The sequence below is a fragment of the Citrobacter sp. R56 genome, from assembly GCF_016811995.1.
Lineage (GTDB): Bacteria > Pseudomonadota > Gammaproteobacteria > Enterobacterales > Enterobacteriaceae > Citrobacter_D > Citrobacter_D enshiensis.
This window is the reverse complement of record NZ_CP069159.1, coordinates 3046622-3062879: the sequence shown is the minus strand read 5'-3', so window position 1 is coordinate 3062879 and position 16258 is coordinate 3046622. Positions and strand designations below refer to the sequence as shown.

14 protein-coding genes are annotated in these 16258 nt (G+C 53.1%); 4 read left to right on the top strand and 10 right to left on the bottom strand.

Going from position 1 to position 16258, the window contains the following annotated elements; all coding sequences use genetic code 11:
- The first annotated feature begins 76 nt into the window (after window positions 1-76).
- From rhlE to ybiB, 3 genes are all read left to right on the top strand, one after another.
- Window positions 77-1468, top strand: coding sequence for an ATP-dependent RNA helicase RhlE (rhlE, locus tag JM656_RS14525; protein WP_203358400.1), 1392 nt, complete (start codon window positions 77-79; stop codon window positions 1466-1468).
- A gap of 105 nt (window positions 1469-1573) precedes the next feature.
- Complete coding sequence (dinG, locus tag JM656_RS14520; RefSeq protein ID WP_203358399.1) at window positions 1574-3718, top strand: ATP-dependent DNA helicase DinG; 2145 nt, start codon at window positions 1574-1576, stop codon at window positions 3716-3718.
- A gap of 29 nt (window positions 3719-3747) precedes the next feature.
- Window positions 3748-4716, top strand: coding sequence for a DNA-binding protein YbiB (gene ybiB / locus JM656_RS14515; protein ID WP_203358398.1), 969 nt, complete (start codon window positions 3748-3750; stop codon window positions 4714-4716).
- 108 nt (window positions 4717-4824) lie between these two features.
- Here the strand turns inward: ybiB and ybiJ are convergent, their stop codons facing one another.
- The 5 genes from ybiJ to mcbA form a co-directional block, all read right to left on the bottom strand.
- Window positions 4825-5085 carry a DUF1471 family protein YbiJ gene (gene ybiJ, locus JM656_RS14510; RefSeq protein ID WP_203358397.1) on the bottom strand — a complete coding sequence of 87 codons (261 nt, stop codon included), beginning with the start codon at window positions 5083-5085 and terminating at the stop codon, window positions 4825-4827.
- 285 nt (window positions 5086-5370) lie between these two features.
- Window positions 5371-5637, bottom strand: a complete 267-nt coding sequence (locus JM656_RS14505; protein WP_203358396.1) for a DksA/TraR family C4-type zinc finger protein — start codon at window positions 5635-5637, stop codon at window positions 5371-5373.
- Between the two features lie 82 nt (window positions 5638-5719).
- Window positions 5720-6397 (bottom strand): PKHD-type hydroxylase YbiX, encoded by a 678-nt coding sequence (gene ybiX / locus JM656_RS14500; protein ID WP_203358395.1) that lies wholly within the window; start codon window positions 6395-6397, stop codon window positions 5720-5722.
- Window positions 6398-6442: 45 nt separating this feature from the next.
- Window positions 6443-8728, bottom strand: coding sequence for a catecholate siderophore receptor Fiu (locus tag JM656_RS14495; protein ID WP_203358394.1), 2286 nt, complete (start codon window positions 8726-8728; stop codon window positions 6443-6445).
- A 304-nt stretch (window positions 8729-9032) separates the two neighbouring features.
- Window positions 9033-9293, bottom strand: coding sequence for a DUF1471 family periplasmic protein McbA (gene mcbA / locus JM656_RS14490; protein ID WP_203358393.1), 261 nt, complete (start codon window positions 9291-9293; stop codon window positions 9033-9035).
- 287 nt (window positions 9294-9580) lie between these two features.
- Between mcbA and rlmF the strand changes: the two genes are divergently transcribed.
- Window positions 9581-10507, top strand: coding sequence for a 23S rRNA (adenine(1618)-N(6))-methyltransferase RlmF (gene rlmF, locus JM656_RS14485; RefSeq protein ID WP_203358392.1), 927 nt, complete (start codon window positions 9581-9583; stop codon window positions 10505-10507).
- Between the two features lie 5 nt (window positions 10508-10512).
- Here the strand turns inward: rlmF and ybiO are convergent, their stop codons facing one another.
- From ybiO to dps, 5 genes are all read right to left on the bottom strand, one after another.
- Complete coding sequence (gene ybiO / locus JM656_RS14480; protein ID WP_203358391.1) at window positions 10513-12744, bottom strand: mechanosensitive channel protein; 2232 nt, start codon at window positions 12742-12744, stop codon at window positions 10513-10515.
- A gap of 119 nt (window positions 12745-12863) precedes the next feature.
- Complete coding sequence (gene glnQ / locus JM656_RS14475; RefSeq protein ID WP_192611668.1) at window positions 12864-13586, bottom strand: glutamine ABC transporter ATP-binding protein GlnQ; 723 nt, start codon at window positions 13584-13586, stop codon at window positions 12864-12866.
- Window positions 13583-14242, bottom strand: coding sequence for a glutamine ABC transporter permease GlnP (glnP, locus tag JM656_RS14470; protein ID WP_203358390.1), 660 nt, complete (start codon window positions 14240-14242; stop codon window positions 13583-13585). The genes glnQ and glnP overlap by 4 nt, the downstream gene beginning before the upstream one ends.
- A gap of 126 nt (window positions 14243-14368) precedes the next feature.
- Entirely contained in the window at window positions 14369-15115 is a 747-nt protein-coding gene (gene glnH / locus JM656_RS14465) for a glutamine ABC transporter substrate-binding protein GlnH (protein ID WP_192611669.1), read from the bottom strand.
- A gap of 365 nt (window positions 15116-15480) precedes the next feature.
- Window positions 15481-15984, bottom strand: a complete 504-nt coding sequence (gene dps, locus JM656_RS14460) for a DNA starvation/stationary phase protection protein Dps (RefSeq protein ID WP_162383360.1) — start codon at window positions 15982-15984, stop codon at window positions 15481-15483.
- Window positions 15985-16258: the final 274 nt, after the last annotated feature.

Here is a 16258-nt window from a genome sequence, read left to right as displayed (position 1 = left end):
GTGGTTTTTGTCATCTCTTTTGCGAGTATCTCCCTGAAAACTACACCGGGAACGGTCGGGGCGGTTCGGAGTAGTTATGTCTTTTGATTCCCTGGGTTTAAATCCTGATATTTTGCGCGCCGTTGCAGAGCAGGGCTACCGTGAACCCACCCCTATCCAGCAGCAGGCGATCCCTGCGGTGCTGCAAGGCCGTGACCTGATGGCCAGTGCGCAAACGGGTACGGGTAAGACAGCGGGCTTTACGCTGCCGCTGCTGCAGCATCTTATTTCCAATGAACCGCATGCTAAGGGACGTCGCCCGGTACGAGCGTTGATCCTGACTCCAACCCGTGAACTGGCCGCGCAAATTGGCGAGAACGTGCGGGATTACAGCAAATACCTGAACATTCGCTCGCTGGTGGTTTTCGGCGGGGTAAGCATCAACCCGCAGATGATGAAACTGCGTGGCGGCGTAGACGTGCTGGTGGCAACCCCTGGCCGTTTGCTCGATCTGGAACATCAAAACGCCGTCAAATTGGATCAGATTGAAATTCTGGTGCTGGATGAAGCTGACCGCATGCTGGACATGGGTTTTATCCACGACATTCGTCGTGTGCTGGCTAAATTGCCGCCGAAACGTCAGAACCTGCTGTTCTCCGCGACCTTCTCCGACGACATCAAAGCGCTGGCTGAAAAATTGCTGCGTAATCCGCTGGAAATCGAAGTCGCGCGTCGTAACACGGCGTCCGAGCAGGTGACGCAGCACGTCCATTTTGTTGATAAGAAACGCAAACGTGAATTGCTGTCGCAGATGATTGGTCAGGGCGACTGGCGGCAGGTGCTGGTCTTCACCCGCACCAAACATGGCGCTAACCACCTGGCGGAGCAGTTGAATAAAGACGGCATTCGTAGCGCGGCCATCCACGGCAATAAATCGCAAGGGGCGCGTACGCGTGCGCTGGCTGATTTTAAATCCGGTGACATTCGCGTACTGGTCGCCACGGATATCGCAGCGCGTGGCCTGGATATTGAAGAGTTGCCGCATGTGGTGAACTATGAATTGCCGAACGTGCCGGAAGATTACGTCCACCGTATCGGTCGTACCGGGCGTGCGGCGGCAACCGGTGAAGCGCTGTCGCTGGTCTGTGTTGATGAACACAAACTGCTGCGTGACATCGAAAAACTGCTGAAAAAAGAGATCCCGCGTATCGCGCTGCCGGGCTATGAGCCGGACCCGTCCATTAAAGCAGAGCCGATTCAAAACGGTCGCCAGCAGCAACGTGGTGGCGGCGGCGGCGGCGGTCGTGGCCGATCCCCACAGGGGCAAGGTCAGGGCGGTGCAGGCCGTGGTCAGCAGCAACCGCGTCGTTCAGAAGGTAGTGCGCCTAAAGCCGGGGCCAAACCTTCGCGCCGGTCAGGTGATGCGAAACCGGCGAGCGATAAGCCGCGCCCGCCACGCCGTCCGCGCAGACTGTCTTCGGCAGAGTAATGCAGTAAACGGGAAGCCCGACCGAATGGTCGGGTTTTTCTTTTTGCGACCCGTCCAGGAAAGTGCCACAATAGTGGCTGTTTATACAGTATTTCAGGTTTTCTCATGGCATTGACCGCTGCGCTAAAAGCGCAAATTGCTGCCTGGTATAAGGCGCTTCAGGAACAGATCCCCGACTTTATTCCCCGTGCGCCGCAGCGGCAGATGATTGCTGACGTCGCTAAAACGCTGGCCGGGGAAGACGGACGGCATCTGGCGATCGAAGCGCCGACCGGCGTCGGGAAAACCCTCTCGTACCTGATCCCCGGTATCGCCATCGCGCGCGAAGAACAAAAAACGCTGGTGGTGAGTACCGCCAACGTGGCTTTGCAGGATCAGATTTACAGCAAAGACCTTCCCCTGCTGCGAAAAATTATTCCCGATCTTAAGTTCACCGCCGCCTTTGGGCGTGGGCGGTATGTGTGTCCGCGCAATCTGGCAGCGTTGGCCAGCACCGAACCTGACCAACAGGATCTGCTGGCGTTTCTTGACGATGAACTCACACCTAACAATCAGGAAGAGCAAAAACGCTGCGCCCGGCTGAAGGGCGATCTGGACAGCTACAAGTGGGATGGTTTACGCGATCATACCGATATCGCCATTGATGATTCACTGTGGCAGCGTCTGAGCACCGACAAAGCCGGCTGCCTCAACCGTAACTGCCACTATTACCGCGAATGTCCGTTCTTTGTGGCGCGCCGTGAGATCCAGGAAGCCGAAGTGGTGGTGGCAAACCATGCGCTGGTGATGGCGGCAATGGAGAGCGAAGCGGTTTTGCCGGATCCGAAAAATCTGCTGCTGGTGCTGGATGAAGGGCATCATCTGCCCGATGTCGCACGCGATGCGCTGGAAATGAGTGCTGAAATCACGGCGCCCTGGTATCGCCTGCAACTCGATCTGTTTAGCAAACTGGTGGCGACCTGTCTGGAACAGTTTCGGCCAAAAACCACGCCGCCGTTGGCTATCCCTGAGCGTCTGAACGCGCACTGCGAAGAGCTGTATGAACTGATTGCCTCGCTGAATGCGATTCTGAATCTTTATATGCCCGCCACCCAGGAGGCGGAGCATCGCTTCTCAATGGGCGAATTGCCCGCAGAGGTGATGGAGATTTGTCAGCGGCTGGCGAAACTCACCGAAATGTTGCGCGGGCTGGCGGAACTGTTTCTCAACGATCTCAGTGAAAAAACCGGCACCCACGACATCGTTCGCCTGCATCGGGTGATTTTGCAGATGAACCGTGCGTTGGGCATGTTCGAAGCGCAAAGCAAGCTGTGGCGTCTGGCGTCGCTGGCGCAATCGTCCGGCGCGCCGGTTTCCAAATGGGCCACCCGTGATGTGCGCGACGGGCAAATGCACGTCTGGTTTCACTGTGTCGGGATCCGCGTCAGCGATCAGCTGGAAAGGCTGCTCTGGCGCAGCGTGCCGCATATTGTAGTGACCTCCGCCACGCTACGTTCGCTGAACAGTTTCTCTCGCTTGCAGGAGATGAGTGGACTGAAGGAGAAAGCGGGCGACCGTTTCGTGGCCCTCGACTCGCCCTTCAACCATGTAGAACAGGGGAAAATCGTCATACCGCAAATGCAGTATGAGCCGCTTATCGATAACGAAGAGCAACATATTGCGGAGATGGCGGCCTATTTTCGTCAGGCGCTTGAGAGCAAAAAACACCAGGGCATGCTGGTATTGTTTGCCAGTGGCAGGGCGATGCAACGGTTTCTTGAGCATGTGACGGATTTACGTCTGCTGTTGTTAGTTCAGGGCGATCAGCCGCGATACCGGCTGGTGGAGTTGCACCGCAAGCGGGTGGAAAATGGCGAACGCAGCGTGCTGGTGGGTCTGCAATCTTTTGCGGAAGGGTTGGATCTGAAAGGCGACTTGCTCACCCAGGTACATATTCACAAGATTGCTTTCCCGCCCATCGACAGCCCGGTGGTCATCACCGAAGGGGAGTGGCTGAAAAGCCTGAACCGTTACCCCTTTGAAGTGCAGAGTTTGCCCAGCGCGTCGTTTAATTTAATCCAACAGGTGGGGCGATTGATCCGTAGCCACGGCTGCTGGGGGGAAGTGGTGATTTACGACAAGCGTCTGTTGACCAAAAATTACGGCAAGCGTTTACTGAATGCGTTACCCATTTTTCCGATAGAGCAACCTGTCGTGCCAGACGTTATAGTAAAAACAAAAGCAAAAGCGACTCGCCGCAGACGGCGCTAATGGTGTGTGCACCCCGCAAGGAGTTTTCGATGGATTACCGCAAAATCATCAAAGAGGTTGGGCGAGGTAAAAATCATGCCCGCGATCTGGACCAGGACACCGCACGCGGCCTGTATACCCATATGCTAAAGGGGGAAGTCCCTGACCTGGAAATGGGCGGCGTACTGATTGCGCTGCGCATTAAAGGAGAGGGCGAAGCCGAAATGCTGGGCTTCTATGAAGCGATGCAGAAGCACACTATTCGTCTGACACCGCCAGTGGCAAAACCGATGCCTATCGTGATCCCCAGCTATAACGGGGCGCGTAAACAGGCGAACCTGACGCCGCTGTTGGCTATCCTGCTGCGTAAACTGGGTTTTCCGGTGGTGGTTCACGGGGTGAGCGAAGATCCGACTCGCGTATTGACCGAAACCATTTTTGAACTGTTGGGAATTACGCCGACCCTGAGCGTCGGTCAGGCGCAGGCAAAACTCGACGGACACCAACCGGTGTTCATTCCCGTCGGCACACTGTGCCCGCCGCTGGAAAAACAGCTGGCGATGCGCTGGCGAATGGGGGTGCGTAACAGTGCACACACGCTGGCGAAGCTGGCGACGCCTTTTGCAGAAGATGCCGCCTTACGTCTCGCCAGCGTTTCTCATCCGGAATATGTCCCACGTGTGGCGAAGTTCTTTGGTGACATTGGCGGACGCAGTCTGCTGATGCATGGCACCGAAGGGGAAGTGTACGCCAATCCGCAGCGCTGCCCGCAAATTAGCCTGATCGATAAGCGTGGAGTGCAGGTGATTGTGGATCGTCAACGTGAGATGCCCGAGGAGCCGGTGCCACTGCCTGTCGCGAAAGATCCAGAAACCACGGCGCGTTGGATTGAGCGCTGTCTGATGGGTAGCGAGCCGGTTCCTGACGCGTTGAAAATTCAAATGGCCTGCTGTCTGGTGGCAACTGGCGAGGTGGAGACACTGACAGACGGTCTGGCACGCGTTGGTCAGAGTTTTTAACGGATTCAGGTAAAAAAAAGCCCGTCCAGTGGTGGACGGGCAAACAAAGGGTAACACACAGGTCTATGAGGGATGGAGCAGGGCGTCTGTTGGCATACAGACAAAAAATTATTTGTAGATAACCGCAGTACCGCTCATTTTGTTGTTGCTGTATGCAGAGGTAATGCTATAGCTGCTTGCGCCAGCAGCAGCGGCTTTTTCAGCCAGTTTCGCTTCCAGACCGTCCAGGGTAGTGGCGCCTTCCGCAGAAACTACACCGATTTTATTCATGTCTTGTGCTTGTGCAGCCGTTACCGGCTCGGCAGCGAAAACGCCAAAAGAGAGTCCAGACAGAGCGATAGCGGCAACAGCATATTTGATGGTTTTCATAGTTAATTTCTCGCAGGTTATTCTGTTAGTAAGACGATGTTCCGTCGATGTGATAAGTATCACGTTATTTAGCGAGAGATAAAATCGAATAGAATTGACGGCGTTAATCAAAAATATTGAATGACAAATAACTTATTGATTATTAATAAATTCGGATTATGCATTTACAGTTCTTGTTGTTGCCGTTTACAGAGCAAAGGATAACGGCACATTTTGCTACGCAGTTCGCCAAAAACCGTGAGCGTAAAGAAAAACGCGTTGCGCGATTTTTTCGGTAAAGATAAGTCAACGTAACTGGCTGTCTTTCGATCCTCTGCGATTATATCCTGAGAATGTTTCGTTTCTTGAATCTTTCTCCTGCTGGCAGGCGAGACATAATCTCACTCCCGGAACGGCTTTGCGCCGGGCTTCGGGTATAGGATCGCCACACTCTTCGCATTCATGCAGACTTTCACCCTGGGGTAATTCCCCGCGAACGCGTGCGACAGCATCTTCAATGGTATTGTTGATCTGCTCATTCACGGCGTCGTCATTTGCCCATCCGGATGCCATAAGCCGTTACCTCCACATTCATTTCATAGGGTAATTGTAGTGAATGTGGGGGCAATAATCGTACCGTCAAGACAGCGTCTTCTCAGATTTCAGACCATTCACGCAGCAGATTATGGTAGAGGTTGAGTAAAGAGAGGATCTCGTCACTTTCGCCGTTGCGACTTTTGAGCGACTGGATATTTTTGTCCAGTTCAAATAGCATCGCGCGTTTCTTATCATCGCGGATCATCGACTGGACCCACATAAATGATGCAACGCGGACTCCCCGTGTTACGGGGGTGACGCAATGCAGGCTGCTGGAGGGATACAGCACCACATCGCCGGCCGGTAACTTCACCGCATGCTGCCCGTAGGTATCGTTAACAATCAGTTCCCCACCGTCATAGCTCTCCGGCGAACTTAGGAATAAGGTTGCGGAAAGATCGGTGCGCATCCAGCCGCTTTCCGGGTGGCTGCGAACTGCGCCATCAACGTGAAAACCATAGGTTTCATTATCCTGATAGCGGTTAAACAACGGCATGGAAATTGTTTTCGGCAAGGCGGCTGAGAAAAACAGGGCGCTCTGGTTGATGGCTGACAGTACCGCTTTCTGTAAAGCTATATACAGTTCGCTTCCGGTATCAACCTGCTGGTTATTTTTGACCTGAGCCCCCTGAGCGCCAGTGGTCGCCCGACCATCGATCCAATCAGCCTGCTCGAGTTGTTGTCGACATTGCGCGACGCCTTGCGGCGTTAAAACGCCCGGAATGTGGTACATCATGTGCGATTCTCCGAAAAGTGGGGCCGTGGCCCCACGCGATGCAAATCAGAAATGCATATTGGCCGTGAACAGGAAGGTTCTCGGTTCACCCGGATGATAACGGTATCCGCTCTTGTTAATCGAGGAGACGTAGTCAGTATCAAACAGGTTGTAGACGTTCAACTGGAAATCGAGAGTGCGGTTCACGCGGTATCCCAGTTTTGCATCCGCGACCCAATAGCCTTCGGTATAAGATGGCGTGCCGACTGCACCGTCGGAACCCCGGTGCATGCTGCCGATATAGCGCGCGCCAGCCCCGACGGAGAGATCATTGGTGGCCTGATACTGGCTCCACAGCGTAAAGGCGTGTTCCGGCGTATACGGCAGGGAAGAGGAACCATCCTGCGCCACATCTTTGCCGTCGCGAATGGTAGCGTGCTGTTGGGTGTAGCCGCCGATAACCTGCCACTCTGGCGTGATGTTCCCGGCAACGGAAAGTTCATACCCTTCTACGCGCTTCTTCCCGTACTGGGAGTACGTCCCGTCGTCGTTCTGTTCAACTTCATTTTCGATATCGGTACGGAATATCGCGGCGGTTAACAGCAGACGTTTATCCAGCACTTCCCACTTGGTGCCAATTTCGCTGGTTTTCGCTTTCTGCGGTTTGAAGTCAGTACGGTTAGCGCTGTTGCCGCTGCCGCTCTGGGCAAGGGCAAAGTTATTTCCGCCTGGCGGTTGCTGAGAAATGGCGTAGTTAACATAAATATTGCCGTTGTCCGTCAGATGGTACAGCGCGCCTGCTTTCCAGTTCACCAGATTACCCGATTTCGCGGTGTCCACTGTCGTGACCGGAGAACCTTTCGCTGCACCCGCCGGGCACGCCACCGCTCCGCGTCCAGTGCCGCCACAGGCGGTGGCGCTATCGTACTCGGTACGGTAATTATCGAGTCGAATGCCGCCGTTGAGTTCAATGTCGCGGGTGATTTGCAGGGTATCAAACGCGTAGATGCCGAAGGTGTCGGTCTGGCCATTGGCGTTTGCGCCATTACGGGTCAGCCCGCCAATGTGAACGTTGCTATTGGGGTTGTAAATATTGACCGGAGGCGGCGTCAGAGGATTTACACCGTAGTTGGTCTGGGTTTCACGGGTAAATTCAACACCCGTGCTGATGTCATGCCCGATGGAACCGGTATAAAACGTCGACGTCAGGTTGGTCTGGTTGGTCAGGATCTTGTTGCTGACATCTTTGGTATTCGCCAGACGGGACCAGGTCCAGGAGTCAACGTTGCTGTCAGGCTGCGTGATGTTCGATGCGCCGCCCATCACGGCGGTCATCAGATAATCCTGTTTGACGCGTGACCAGCGTGTGGTGTTACGCAGGGTGGTGCTGTCGGTCAGGTCATGTTCGAAACGCATGGTGGCGGTGTCGGTCGTGGAATCGTCGTAGTCAGAATCCGTGCCGTAAAAATTGTGCGTATCCACTTTGCCAGAACTGTTGAGCGCGGATGTGCCAGCAGAAGGGGCAGAATAGCCAGGTAAACCAATGGTCGGGATCCCCCCGTCTGGCGTGTTGTGCTGGGTCACGTGCAGATAGTTCAGATACAGACGAGTCGGTGTACTCAGACCGAAAGCGACGGAAGGGGCGACGCCGTAACGTTCATTTTTAACGTTATCACGGCCCGCGTCGTGCGTTTTTTCGCCCATCAGGTTCAGGCGAGCGGCGGTGGTTTCGCCTATCACCTGATTAATATCCAGCGTACCACGGCGGAACCATGCGCTCCCCACGCTGGCAGAGGCATCAATGCCCGAGTCGGTACGTGGCTGTTTGCTGATCATATTGATCGAGCCCGTCGGCGCGCTGCGGCCGTAATCGGTCCCGGACGGGCCTTTGATCACTTCAACCTGCTCCGTGTTGAAGGTATCGCGCGTGACGCTGCCAATGTCACGCACGCCGTCAATGTAGATGCTGTTTGAGGTATCGGCGCCACGCATATAAACCGCATCGCCGGTGGTGGAGTTACCGTTCTCGCCTGCAAAGAAAGCGCCAACGCCGGGCACGTTTTTCAGAGCATCGGTCAAATTGGTGGCGCCCTGATCTTTGATCACCTGTTCTGAAATCACCGTCATTGTGCGTGTGGTGTCCGCCACCGGGCGCGAAAATTTCGGATCGGCGGATTGCGTCGGGGCGTAAAGCGACGGGGGGGAGGCTTCCACGACTAACGTATCATCCTGTTTCTTTGCCTGATCATCTGCGGCGACTGCCTGTGCAACAGGCGAAAGTCCGATACACAGACCGGCAAAAAACGTGAGCGAATGGAAGCTACTGGAAGGCAGGTTGCGATTTTTATCCATGTTAATTAGCGACTTTTTATTATTTGATTGATATTTCCACGCCGCGAAGTGGACATCTCTGCGGATGTCATGCCACTGCAGGTCTCGTCGGCGTGAAATCGTAAGTGATAATGATTTTGATAAGGATTATCACTTGGCGCGACTTTCTATCATTCATTCGTAAAAAAATAAATACATTTATTTACATGGTCTTCAAATTTCACACGCGGTGTTTACAAATTAAGCGGATATTGAAGAAGCGAAAGAGCGACAGGAGAGGAGGAAAACTGCATCCAGGATGAATGCAGTTGAGCAGGTAAGAACATTATTTGTAGATGGTTGCAGTGCCGTGCATCTGATTGTTACCGCCTGCGGAGTTAACCACAAAACCTTTAGCGCCTTGCTCACGCGCTTTTTCAGCCAGTTTATCTTCCAGATCGCTCAGGTTAGTCGCTCCTGAAGCGGAAACGGTACCAGACGCTCTTAGCTGTCCGGTTTCTGGACTGGTGATTGGCGGTGCGGCAAATGAGGCAAACGTCAGGCCGGTAAGTACGGTGGCTGCAAGTAAAGTGAGGCATTTTTTCATGATGACTTCCTCTGAGAAACAACAGGTAGTGCCTGATAAGTTTAGGACGTCAGAGGACGACAATTAACGCAAAAAATCGATGAAGATGCGCTCATTTTTTGAACGATATATATTGACGAATATTGACAAATCAAGGATATAAATATTGCTTATTTGGGGGGCTCTGGCAGTAAAATTTATGCGCTTTGTCGATAACCTTCTGGCGTCATAAAGGTTTTCGCCGCTTAAGCATGTTTACCGCGTTGCGTTATACGGGTATCTTACGCCGCTGCTAAAAGGAGAATGCCATGTCCCCCCAGAAACCGGGATTACACCCCCGTAACCGTCACCACAGTCGTTACGATCTTGCGACATTATGCCAGGTCACGCCAGAGCTGACGCAATTTCTCGTTCGCACGCCAGGCGGCGAACAAAGCGTTGATTTTGCCAACCCGCTGGCAGTAAAAGCGTTGAACAAAGCGCTGTTAGCGCATTTCTACGCCGTGACGAGCTGGGATATTCCGGACGGTTTTTTGTGTCCACCGGTACCGGGGCGCGCGGATTATATCCACCATCTGGCGGATCTGCTCGGTGAGACGACGGGAACCATTCCAACCACGGCGAGCATCCTGGACGTGGGCGTGGGGGCGAACTGTATTTACCCGCTGATTGGGGCGCATGAATATGGCTGGCGCTTTACCGGAAGCGAAACCAGCGATGAGGCGCTCGCCAGCGCCCAGGCGATTATTAAGGGAAATCCGGGGTTAACCCGGTCAGTCCGTTTGCGTCGACAAAAAGATCCTACGGCGATTTTCAACGGCATTATTCATAAAAATGAACAGTTTGAAGCCACCCTGTGTAACCCGCCATTCCATGACTCGGCCGCTTCTGCGCGTGCCGGCAGCGAGCGTAAACGCCGTAACCTGGGGCAGGATAAAGACGATGCGCTGAATTTTGGCGGGCAGCAGCAGGAGTTATGGTGTGAAGGCGGCGAAGTGGCGTTCATCAAAAAAATGATCGCGGAAAGCCAGGCGTTTGGCCGTCAGGTAATGTGGTTTACCACGCTGGTCTCGCGCGGTGAGAATTTGCCCCCGCTGTATCGTGCCTTAACGGATGTTGGTGCGGTCAAAGTCGTTAAAAAAGAGATGGCCCAGGGGCAAAAGCAGAGTCGCTTTATCGCCTGGACCTTTATGGATAACGATCAGCGTCGCCGCTTTATGACGCAGAAACGCTGACCGGCCTAGAGCGTCGGTTCGTCAGGCGGCAGAGGTTGTGCCGCCGCAGTCCCCCCTGTTGGTGCCGGTAGAACCTGATAGGTTTGTACCGGCGTACGGATATGGGCGAGGTCAAAGTGTTTTTTGACCTGAGTGTCGAGCGCGAAGCGGACAGTCCACTGCTTCAGCGGCAATGTGGTAAACGATACGCGCAGCGTAAATGAGGTATTGGTTAGGCCCACAATGCCGGAGAATGACGGCTCGCCAATAATCAGGCCGCGCACATCGTCTATTTCCATCACCGCCGCAACGGCATCTTTCAGTGCCTGGTTAGCTTTGTCAGCATCTTCATGACGATCCACATCATAATTCGCCACGACCGAACCAATACCGCGTACAAAGTTGGCGAAGGTGGTAATCGAGGACCACGGAACAATATGATAAGCCCCGGTATCCTGACGTACACCCACTGAGCGAATAGACATCCGTTCCACCGTCCCGGTTAACGGACCAATCGTCACCAGATCGCCGGTGTTCATGCCGTTTTCAAACTGGATAAAGATCCCGGTAATAATATCTTTCACCAGCGTTTGCGAGCCAAATGAAACCGCCAGCCCCAGCGCCCCGGCGCCTGCCAGTAACGGCGCGATATTGACCCCGATTTCCGAGAGCACAATCATGATGGTGATGGTACTGATGATCACCGCCAGCGCATTACGAAACAGCGTGAGCAACGTGCGCGTGCGGGCGCTGGGCAGCGGACGCCCGTGGACATCGGAGGCCAGACGGTTTTCTATCAGGCTGGCCAGTACAGTCCAGCCAATGGCAGAGAAAAACAGAATCAGCGCGATGCGGATCAGGATATCCACCGTTTTTTCACCCGCGCCGTAATGCAGCCAGTTCCAGAAGTCGAATAATCCCCAGGCATTCAGCAGTAGCATCGCGGCGATACAGACCGTCAGGAATCGCGCCACTTTCAGCGCCATAGAAATCCAGTTATTGAGCCGCTTTTGCAGCTCAGGGTAGTTTCGCTGCGTTTCGGGAGACAGGGTGATGGTTTTGGCTATCCAGCGAGAGAAGACTCCGGAGATAAACGCGGCGGCGCCAACAATGATCAGACTGCGTACCGTGGCACCCATCATAAATTTCAGGCTATTGCCGGGATCAAACAGAGAAAAGAAAAACAGCACGATGAAATAGGCGCTGGCCAGCCAGTGCCACACCAGGGCAAAGGCGCGGATAAACAGACTAAAAAACGCCAGCGAACGTTCCGCCAGATCCAGCAGATGCTCAGTGATCTCCTGCTTGTTTTTGAAGATCAGATACAGTGCCCATAAGGTGATGCACAACATGATGATGACGTTAGCCATCGCCCCGACCTGGACATTCACCTGGTTGGAGATAATAGGGACGGCGACAATCAATCCATAGCCAATCAGGCTGCTGAGCGAACTTAAGCGGCGGTTCCAGTAGCGTGCTCCGTCATTCTGAAGATTAAATGGACGCAGCTCTGGCACGCCAGGGCAAAATATCAGGCGCAGGATAGCCTTGAAAAATTCAATCAGCGCAAACGCGTTGAGGAACAGACTCTGCTGAAATGCGATGGTGCGGCTACCGGCGTTCATTTTGTCGCTCAGTATCTGCCCGACAAATAACGTCAGCGCCAGCAGCAGCAGGTCGATAATAAACGCGCCAACAATCATCGCCGGTAGCTGTAGCCAGTTACTGCGATCGCGATTTTTGTTACGCGCCCACTGACCCATTTTGCGATACAGCGGCAGCGTACACAGACGGATGACCCAGTAAAAGGTGAAGACGGAGGCCGCCAGCATTAAAAAATGGGTCAGAGCATTTGTAAACGATTGTGAATTGAAGGGTTTGTGCGGGGCGTCGGTAATATTGCGATAGAGTTGGGCAAACTTCCCGGAGAGCGCATCGCCGTAGTGGCGACTGATGTCAGTGACATTCTCCAGCACGGTTTTTTCTTCAGCAAGCGTGGGGGGCGTGATGTTAGGCACCGGCTCTGCGGGAGGCGTCTTCGCGACTGACCGTAACTGCGTAATCAATTCTTTACGCGACGTCTCGTTTTCCAGTACGTCCGCGAGCGCTGCATAGGCCGCTTTCTTTTGTTCGACATCAGGTTCCGTTGTGGGTGTCGCGTCCGCTTGAGACGGCGTGCCCGTCGTTACGCCGGGTATCGCGACTGCATGGGCGGGAGCGCCCAGTAGAATGAAGAGGATGAACAGAATCCACCGCATGACTCCTCCAGTGAGAAAGTAAAACAAAAAGATAAGTATAGAGGATGGGGGAGGAGGGATTTGAAATGGGACAATTCGCAGGGAACCTCCCTTCCAAAAGAAGGGAGGTGGAGCGGGGATCAGGAGACGTGCTGTAAAAATTCCTGTAAACGCTGACTGGGTGGATTTTCAATCAGGGTTTGCGGGTTACCGTCTTCCGCAATGCGGCCTTTGTCGATAAAGATCAGACGCGAGGCCACTTTCTCGGCGAAGCCGATCTCGTGCGTCACGATCACCATCGTCATACCTTCTTCCGCCAGATCCTGCATCACTTTCAGTACTTCGTGGCGCAGTTCAGGATCGAGCGCAGAGGTCGGCTCATCAAACAGCATCATTTTGGGCTTCACCGCCAGCGCACGGGCGATCGCCACGCGCTGTTGCTGGCCGCCGGAAAGCTCAGACGGATAGTGATGAGCACGTTCCGCCAGCCCGACTTTCGCCAGCAGCTCTTTGGCCAGTTTCTCCGCGTCCTCTTTTTTCGCACCGCGTACGCGTTGTGGACCGAACATGACGTTTTCCAGCGCCGTCAGATGCGGGAAGAGGTAGAACTGCTGAAACACCATCCCCGCTTCCTGGCGGATTAAGCGCTCGTCCACCTTCGGATCGTTCACTTTCAGGCCATCGACGATCAGATCGCCAGAGGTGATCTCTTCCAGTTTGTTGATGCAGCGCAGCAGGGTGGATTTACCGGAGCCGGAAGGCCCGATAATAACGACCACTTCGCCCTGACGGATGTTCAGATCGATGTTATGCAGCACCTGGGTTGGACCAAAATGCTTAGAGACGTTTTTAAATTCAATCACAGGATTTTCATCCTTCTTTCCAGACGACGCAGAATAAAGCTCAGTACCAGCGTAATGATCAGGTAGAACACCGCAACGGCGCTCCAGATTTCCAGTGCGCGGAAGTTACCGGCAATGATCTCCTGGCCCTGACGAGTGAGTTCAGCCACGCCGATAACAATGAACAGTGAAGTATCTTTAATGCTGATGATCCACTGGTTACCCAGCGGCGGCAGCATGCGGCGCAGCGCAAGTGGCAAAATGACATGACGAATGGTCTCTGTGCGAGAGAGCCCAAGCGCCAGTCCGGCTTCGCTGAAACCTTTATGTATTGAGAGCACGGCCCCACGCGTAATCTCGGCGATATAGGCGCCAGAGTTGATCATGATGGTGACGACGGCGGCGCTGAACGGGTCAATCCGCAGATCGTTAAACGCCATTGGCAGTGCGAAGTAGATAAACATTACCTGCACGACGATGGGCGTACCGCGGATGACTTCAATAAAGACCAGCGCAACGTGGTTGGCAATCCAACCGCCATAGGTGCGCGCAAAGCCTGCTGCCAGCCCGATAACCAAACCGCCGGCCAGACCGAGGACCGAAATCCACAAGGTCATTTTGGCGCCTTCAATGAGAAGCGGAATGGCGGGCCAGATGGCACTCCAGTCAAACTGCATATGTCGTTCCTGTTACCGTGGTGAAATTATTCAAATGCCCATGTTGCCGGATGTGGACAGGGGCTAAAACGTAGGCCCGGTAAGCGTGAGCGCCACCGGGCACGACGAGCCGATATTCAGGCTGTTTTATTTAGGTTCAGTACCGAACCATTTTTTGTAGATTTCGTTATAGGTGCCGTTATCACGCAGTGTCTTCAGCGCGCCGTTCACTTTCTCGCGCAGTTCATCGCTGCCTTTCGGGAAAGCAATACCGTACTGCTGCGCTTCCAGAGACTCACCGACCGCTTTAAACTGGCCGTTGCCCGCAGTTTTGATGAAGTACAGGATGTTTGGCGTATCATGCAGAACAGCGTCTGCGCGGTTGGTGCCCAGCTCCATATACGCGTTATCGATGTTCGGGAACTGACGCAGATCTTTGGTTTTGATGTTGGCTTTCGCGTAATCAACAGAACCGGTTCCGCTCTTCACGGCAACGACTTTACCATCCAGATCTTTTACGCTTTTGACGTCGTTGTTGTTCGCTTTCACCATCACTAACAGACCACTTTTGTAGTAGCCATCAGAGAAGTCGATTGCTTTTTTACGTTCTTCTGTAATGGTGATGCCTGCCAGCGCCAGATCGATATTTTTGGTTTGCAGCGCAGGGATAATGCCGCTGAAATCCATCGGTTTCAGTTCATAATCCAGCTTCAGTTCTTTTGCTACGGCAGCCCACAGGTCCACATCAAAGCCAACGTATTTGTCGCCCTGTTTGAATTCAAACGGAACGAAGGCCGTGTCGGTTGCGACAACGAGTTTCTTATCCGCGGCGTGAGAGGACACCGCAAAAGCCAGGGTAAGTGCAGCCAGTGAAACTTTTAATACAGACTTCATAGCATTTCCTTTTATATCCACGGGGCGATCCCCTGCGAGAACAGATAATGTAATGAAAAAAACATGCCAACTTTGCAACTCATTGTTTTAACAGGCATGTGTTTTATGTCGTTGCACAATAAGCAGGGCAAAGTCGACGCTTCGCACCGTTTTGGGGCACTGAATTAGTGCAGAATTGTCCTGGTGCAAACGGTACGACTATTTAGCGTAAAAATTGTTGCTAAAACAATCTCTCGTTAACGATTGTGTGAAGTGATTATTACAATTTATTCACTTTAGCAGGGCGGGAGGATCCTTTGGCGCACCATAAAAGTGCAAAACCCCCGCCAGAGCGAGGGTTATTAGAGGGATTACTTATGACGTGCTTATTCGATGTTGGATTCAATGAACCACAGGAATTTGTCGAGATCGCGAGAGGCGGCGGTGAAGATATCCGCGGTGTCTTCATCTTTCGCTTCGCTGATGGCTTTACGCACATCGTTAGCGACTATTGCATAGCGATCGGCCAGCTCTTTCAGGTGATCCTGTACGGTATGGATGTCCAGCGGGTAGCTTTTCAGCGGCGTCTTGCTATTAATGACTTGCGTTGTGCCTAATGCCACGCCACCCAGCTGTACTGCGCGTTCAGCCATTGTATCAAGGTGATCGGTCAATGCGGTACGGAAGCCATCCAGCATTTCATGTACGGCAATGAAATTGGCGCCGCGCATGTTCCAGTGGGCCTGCTTGGTTATCAGTGACAGGTCAATAAACTGGATCACCTGACGATTCAACAGCTCGATTGTCGCTTTCTTATCGCTGTCAGAGACATCGTTACGGGTATAAAGCAGATTAGACGCTTTCGTTTTTACCAATTTAGCGGTACTCATAATCTCATATCCTCTTGATGTTTTGTGTCCCAGGTAATTAACGAAACTAAGTATAGCAGCAGATTTAACCCCTGCTTTTTTGGTTGTGCCTATTGCATTAATAGTGCTGATGGTGGGAAATATAAAAATTGATAAAAATCAAATAGATGATTTTCATGTTGCGTATTTGTTACTTATTTTAAGCGGGGAATGAAAATGAGAATAAATATGCCAACGAGAACGCCAAAAATAAAAGGATATCAGACGGTTCAGCAGGGGAGAATATTCTGCATGA

Excerpts from the sequence above, each read along its gene's own strand:
- ybiO (WP_203358391.1), bottom strand. The coding sequence starts at position 12,744 with ATGCGGTGGATTCTGTTCATCCTCTTCATTCTACTGGGCGCTCCCGCC.
- rhlE (WP_203358400.1), top strand. The coding sequence starts at position 77 with ATGTCTTTTGATTCCCTGGGTTTAAATCCTGATATTTTGCGCGCCGTT.
- ybiJ (WP_203358397.1), bottom strand. The coding sequence starts at position 5,085 with ATGAAAACCATCAAATATGCTGTTGCCGCTATCGCTCTGTCTGGACTC.
- ybiX (WP_203358395.1), bottom strand. The coding sequence starts at position 6,397 with ATGATGTACCACATTCCGGGCGTTTTAACGCCGCAAGGCGTCGCGCAA.
- glnP (WP_203358390.1), bottom strand. The coding sequence starts at position 14,242 with ATGCAGTTTGACTGGAGTGCCATCTGGCCCGCCATTCCGCTTCTCATT.
- rlmF (WP_203358392.1), top strand. The coding sequence starts at position 9,581 with ATGTCCCCCCAGAAACCGGGATTACACCCCCGTAACCGTCACCACAGT.
- dps (WP_162383360.1), bottom strand. The coding sequence starts at position 15,984 with ATGAGTACCGCTAAATTGGTAAAAACGAAAGCGTCTAATCTGCTTTAT.
- mcbA (WP_203358393.1), bottom strand. The coding sequence starts at position 9,293 with ATGAAAAAATGCCTCACTTTACTTGCAGCCACCGTACTTACCGGCCTG.
- JM656_RS14495 (WP_203358394.1), bottom strand. The coding sequence starts at position 8,728 with ATGGATAAAAATCGCAACCTGCCTTCCAGTAGCTTCCATTCGCTCACG.
- dinG (WP_203358399.1), top strand. The coding sequence starts at position 1,574 with ATGGCATTGACCGCTGCGCTAAAAGCGCAAATTGCTGCCTGGTATAAG.
- JM656_RS14505 (WP_203358396.1), bottom strand. The coding sequence starts at position 5,637 with ATGGCATCCGGATGGGCAAATGACGACGCCGTGAATGAGCAGATCAAC.
- ybiB (WP_203358398.1), top strand. The coding sequence starts at position 3,748 with ATGGATTACCGCAAAATCATCAAAGAGGTTGGGCGAGGTAAAAATCAT.
- glnH (WP_192611669.1), bottom strand. The coding sequence starts at position 15,115 with ATGAAGTCTGTATTAAAAGTTTCACTGGCTGCACTTACCCTGGCTTTT.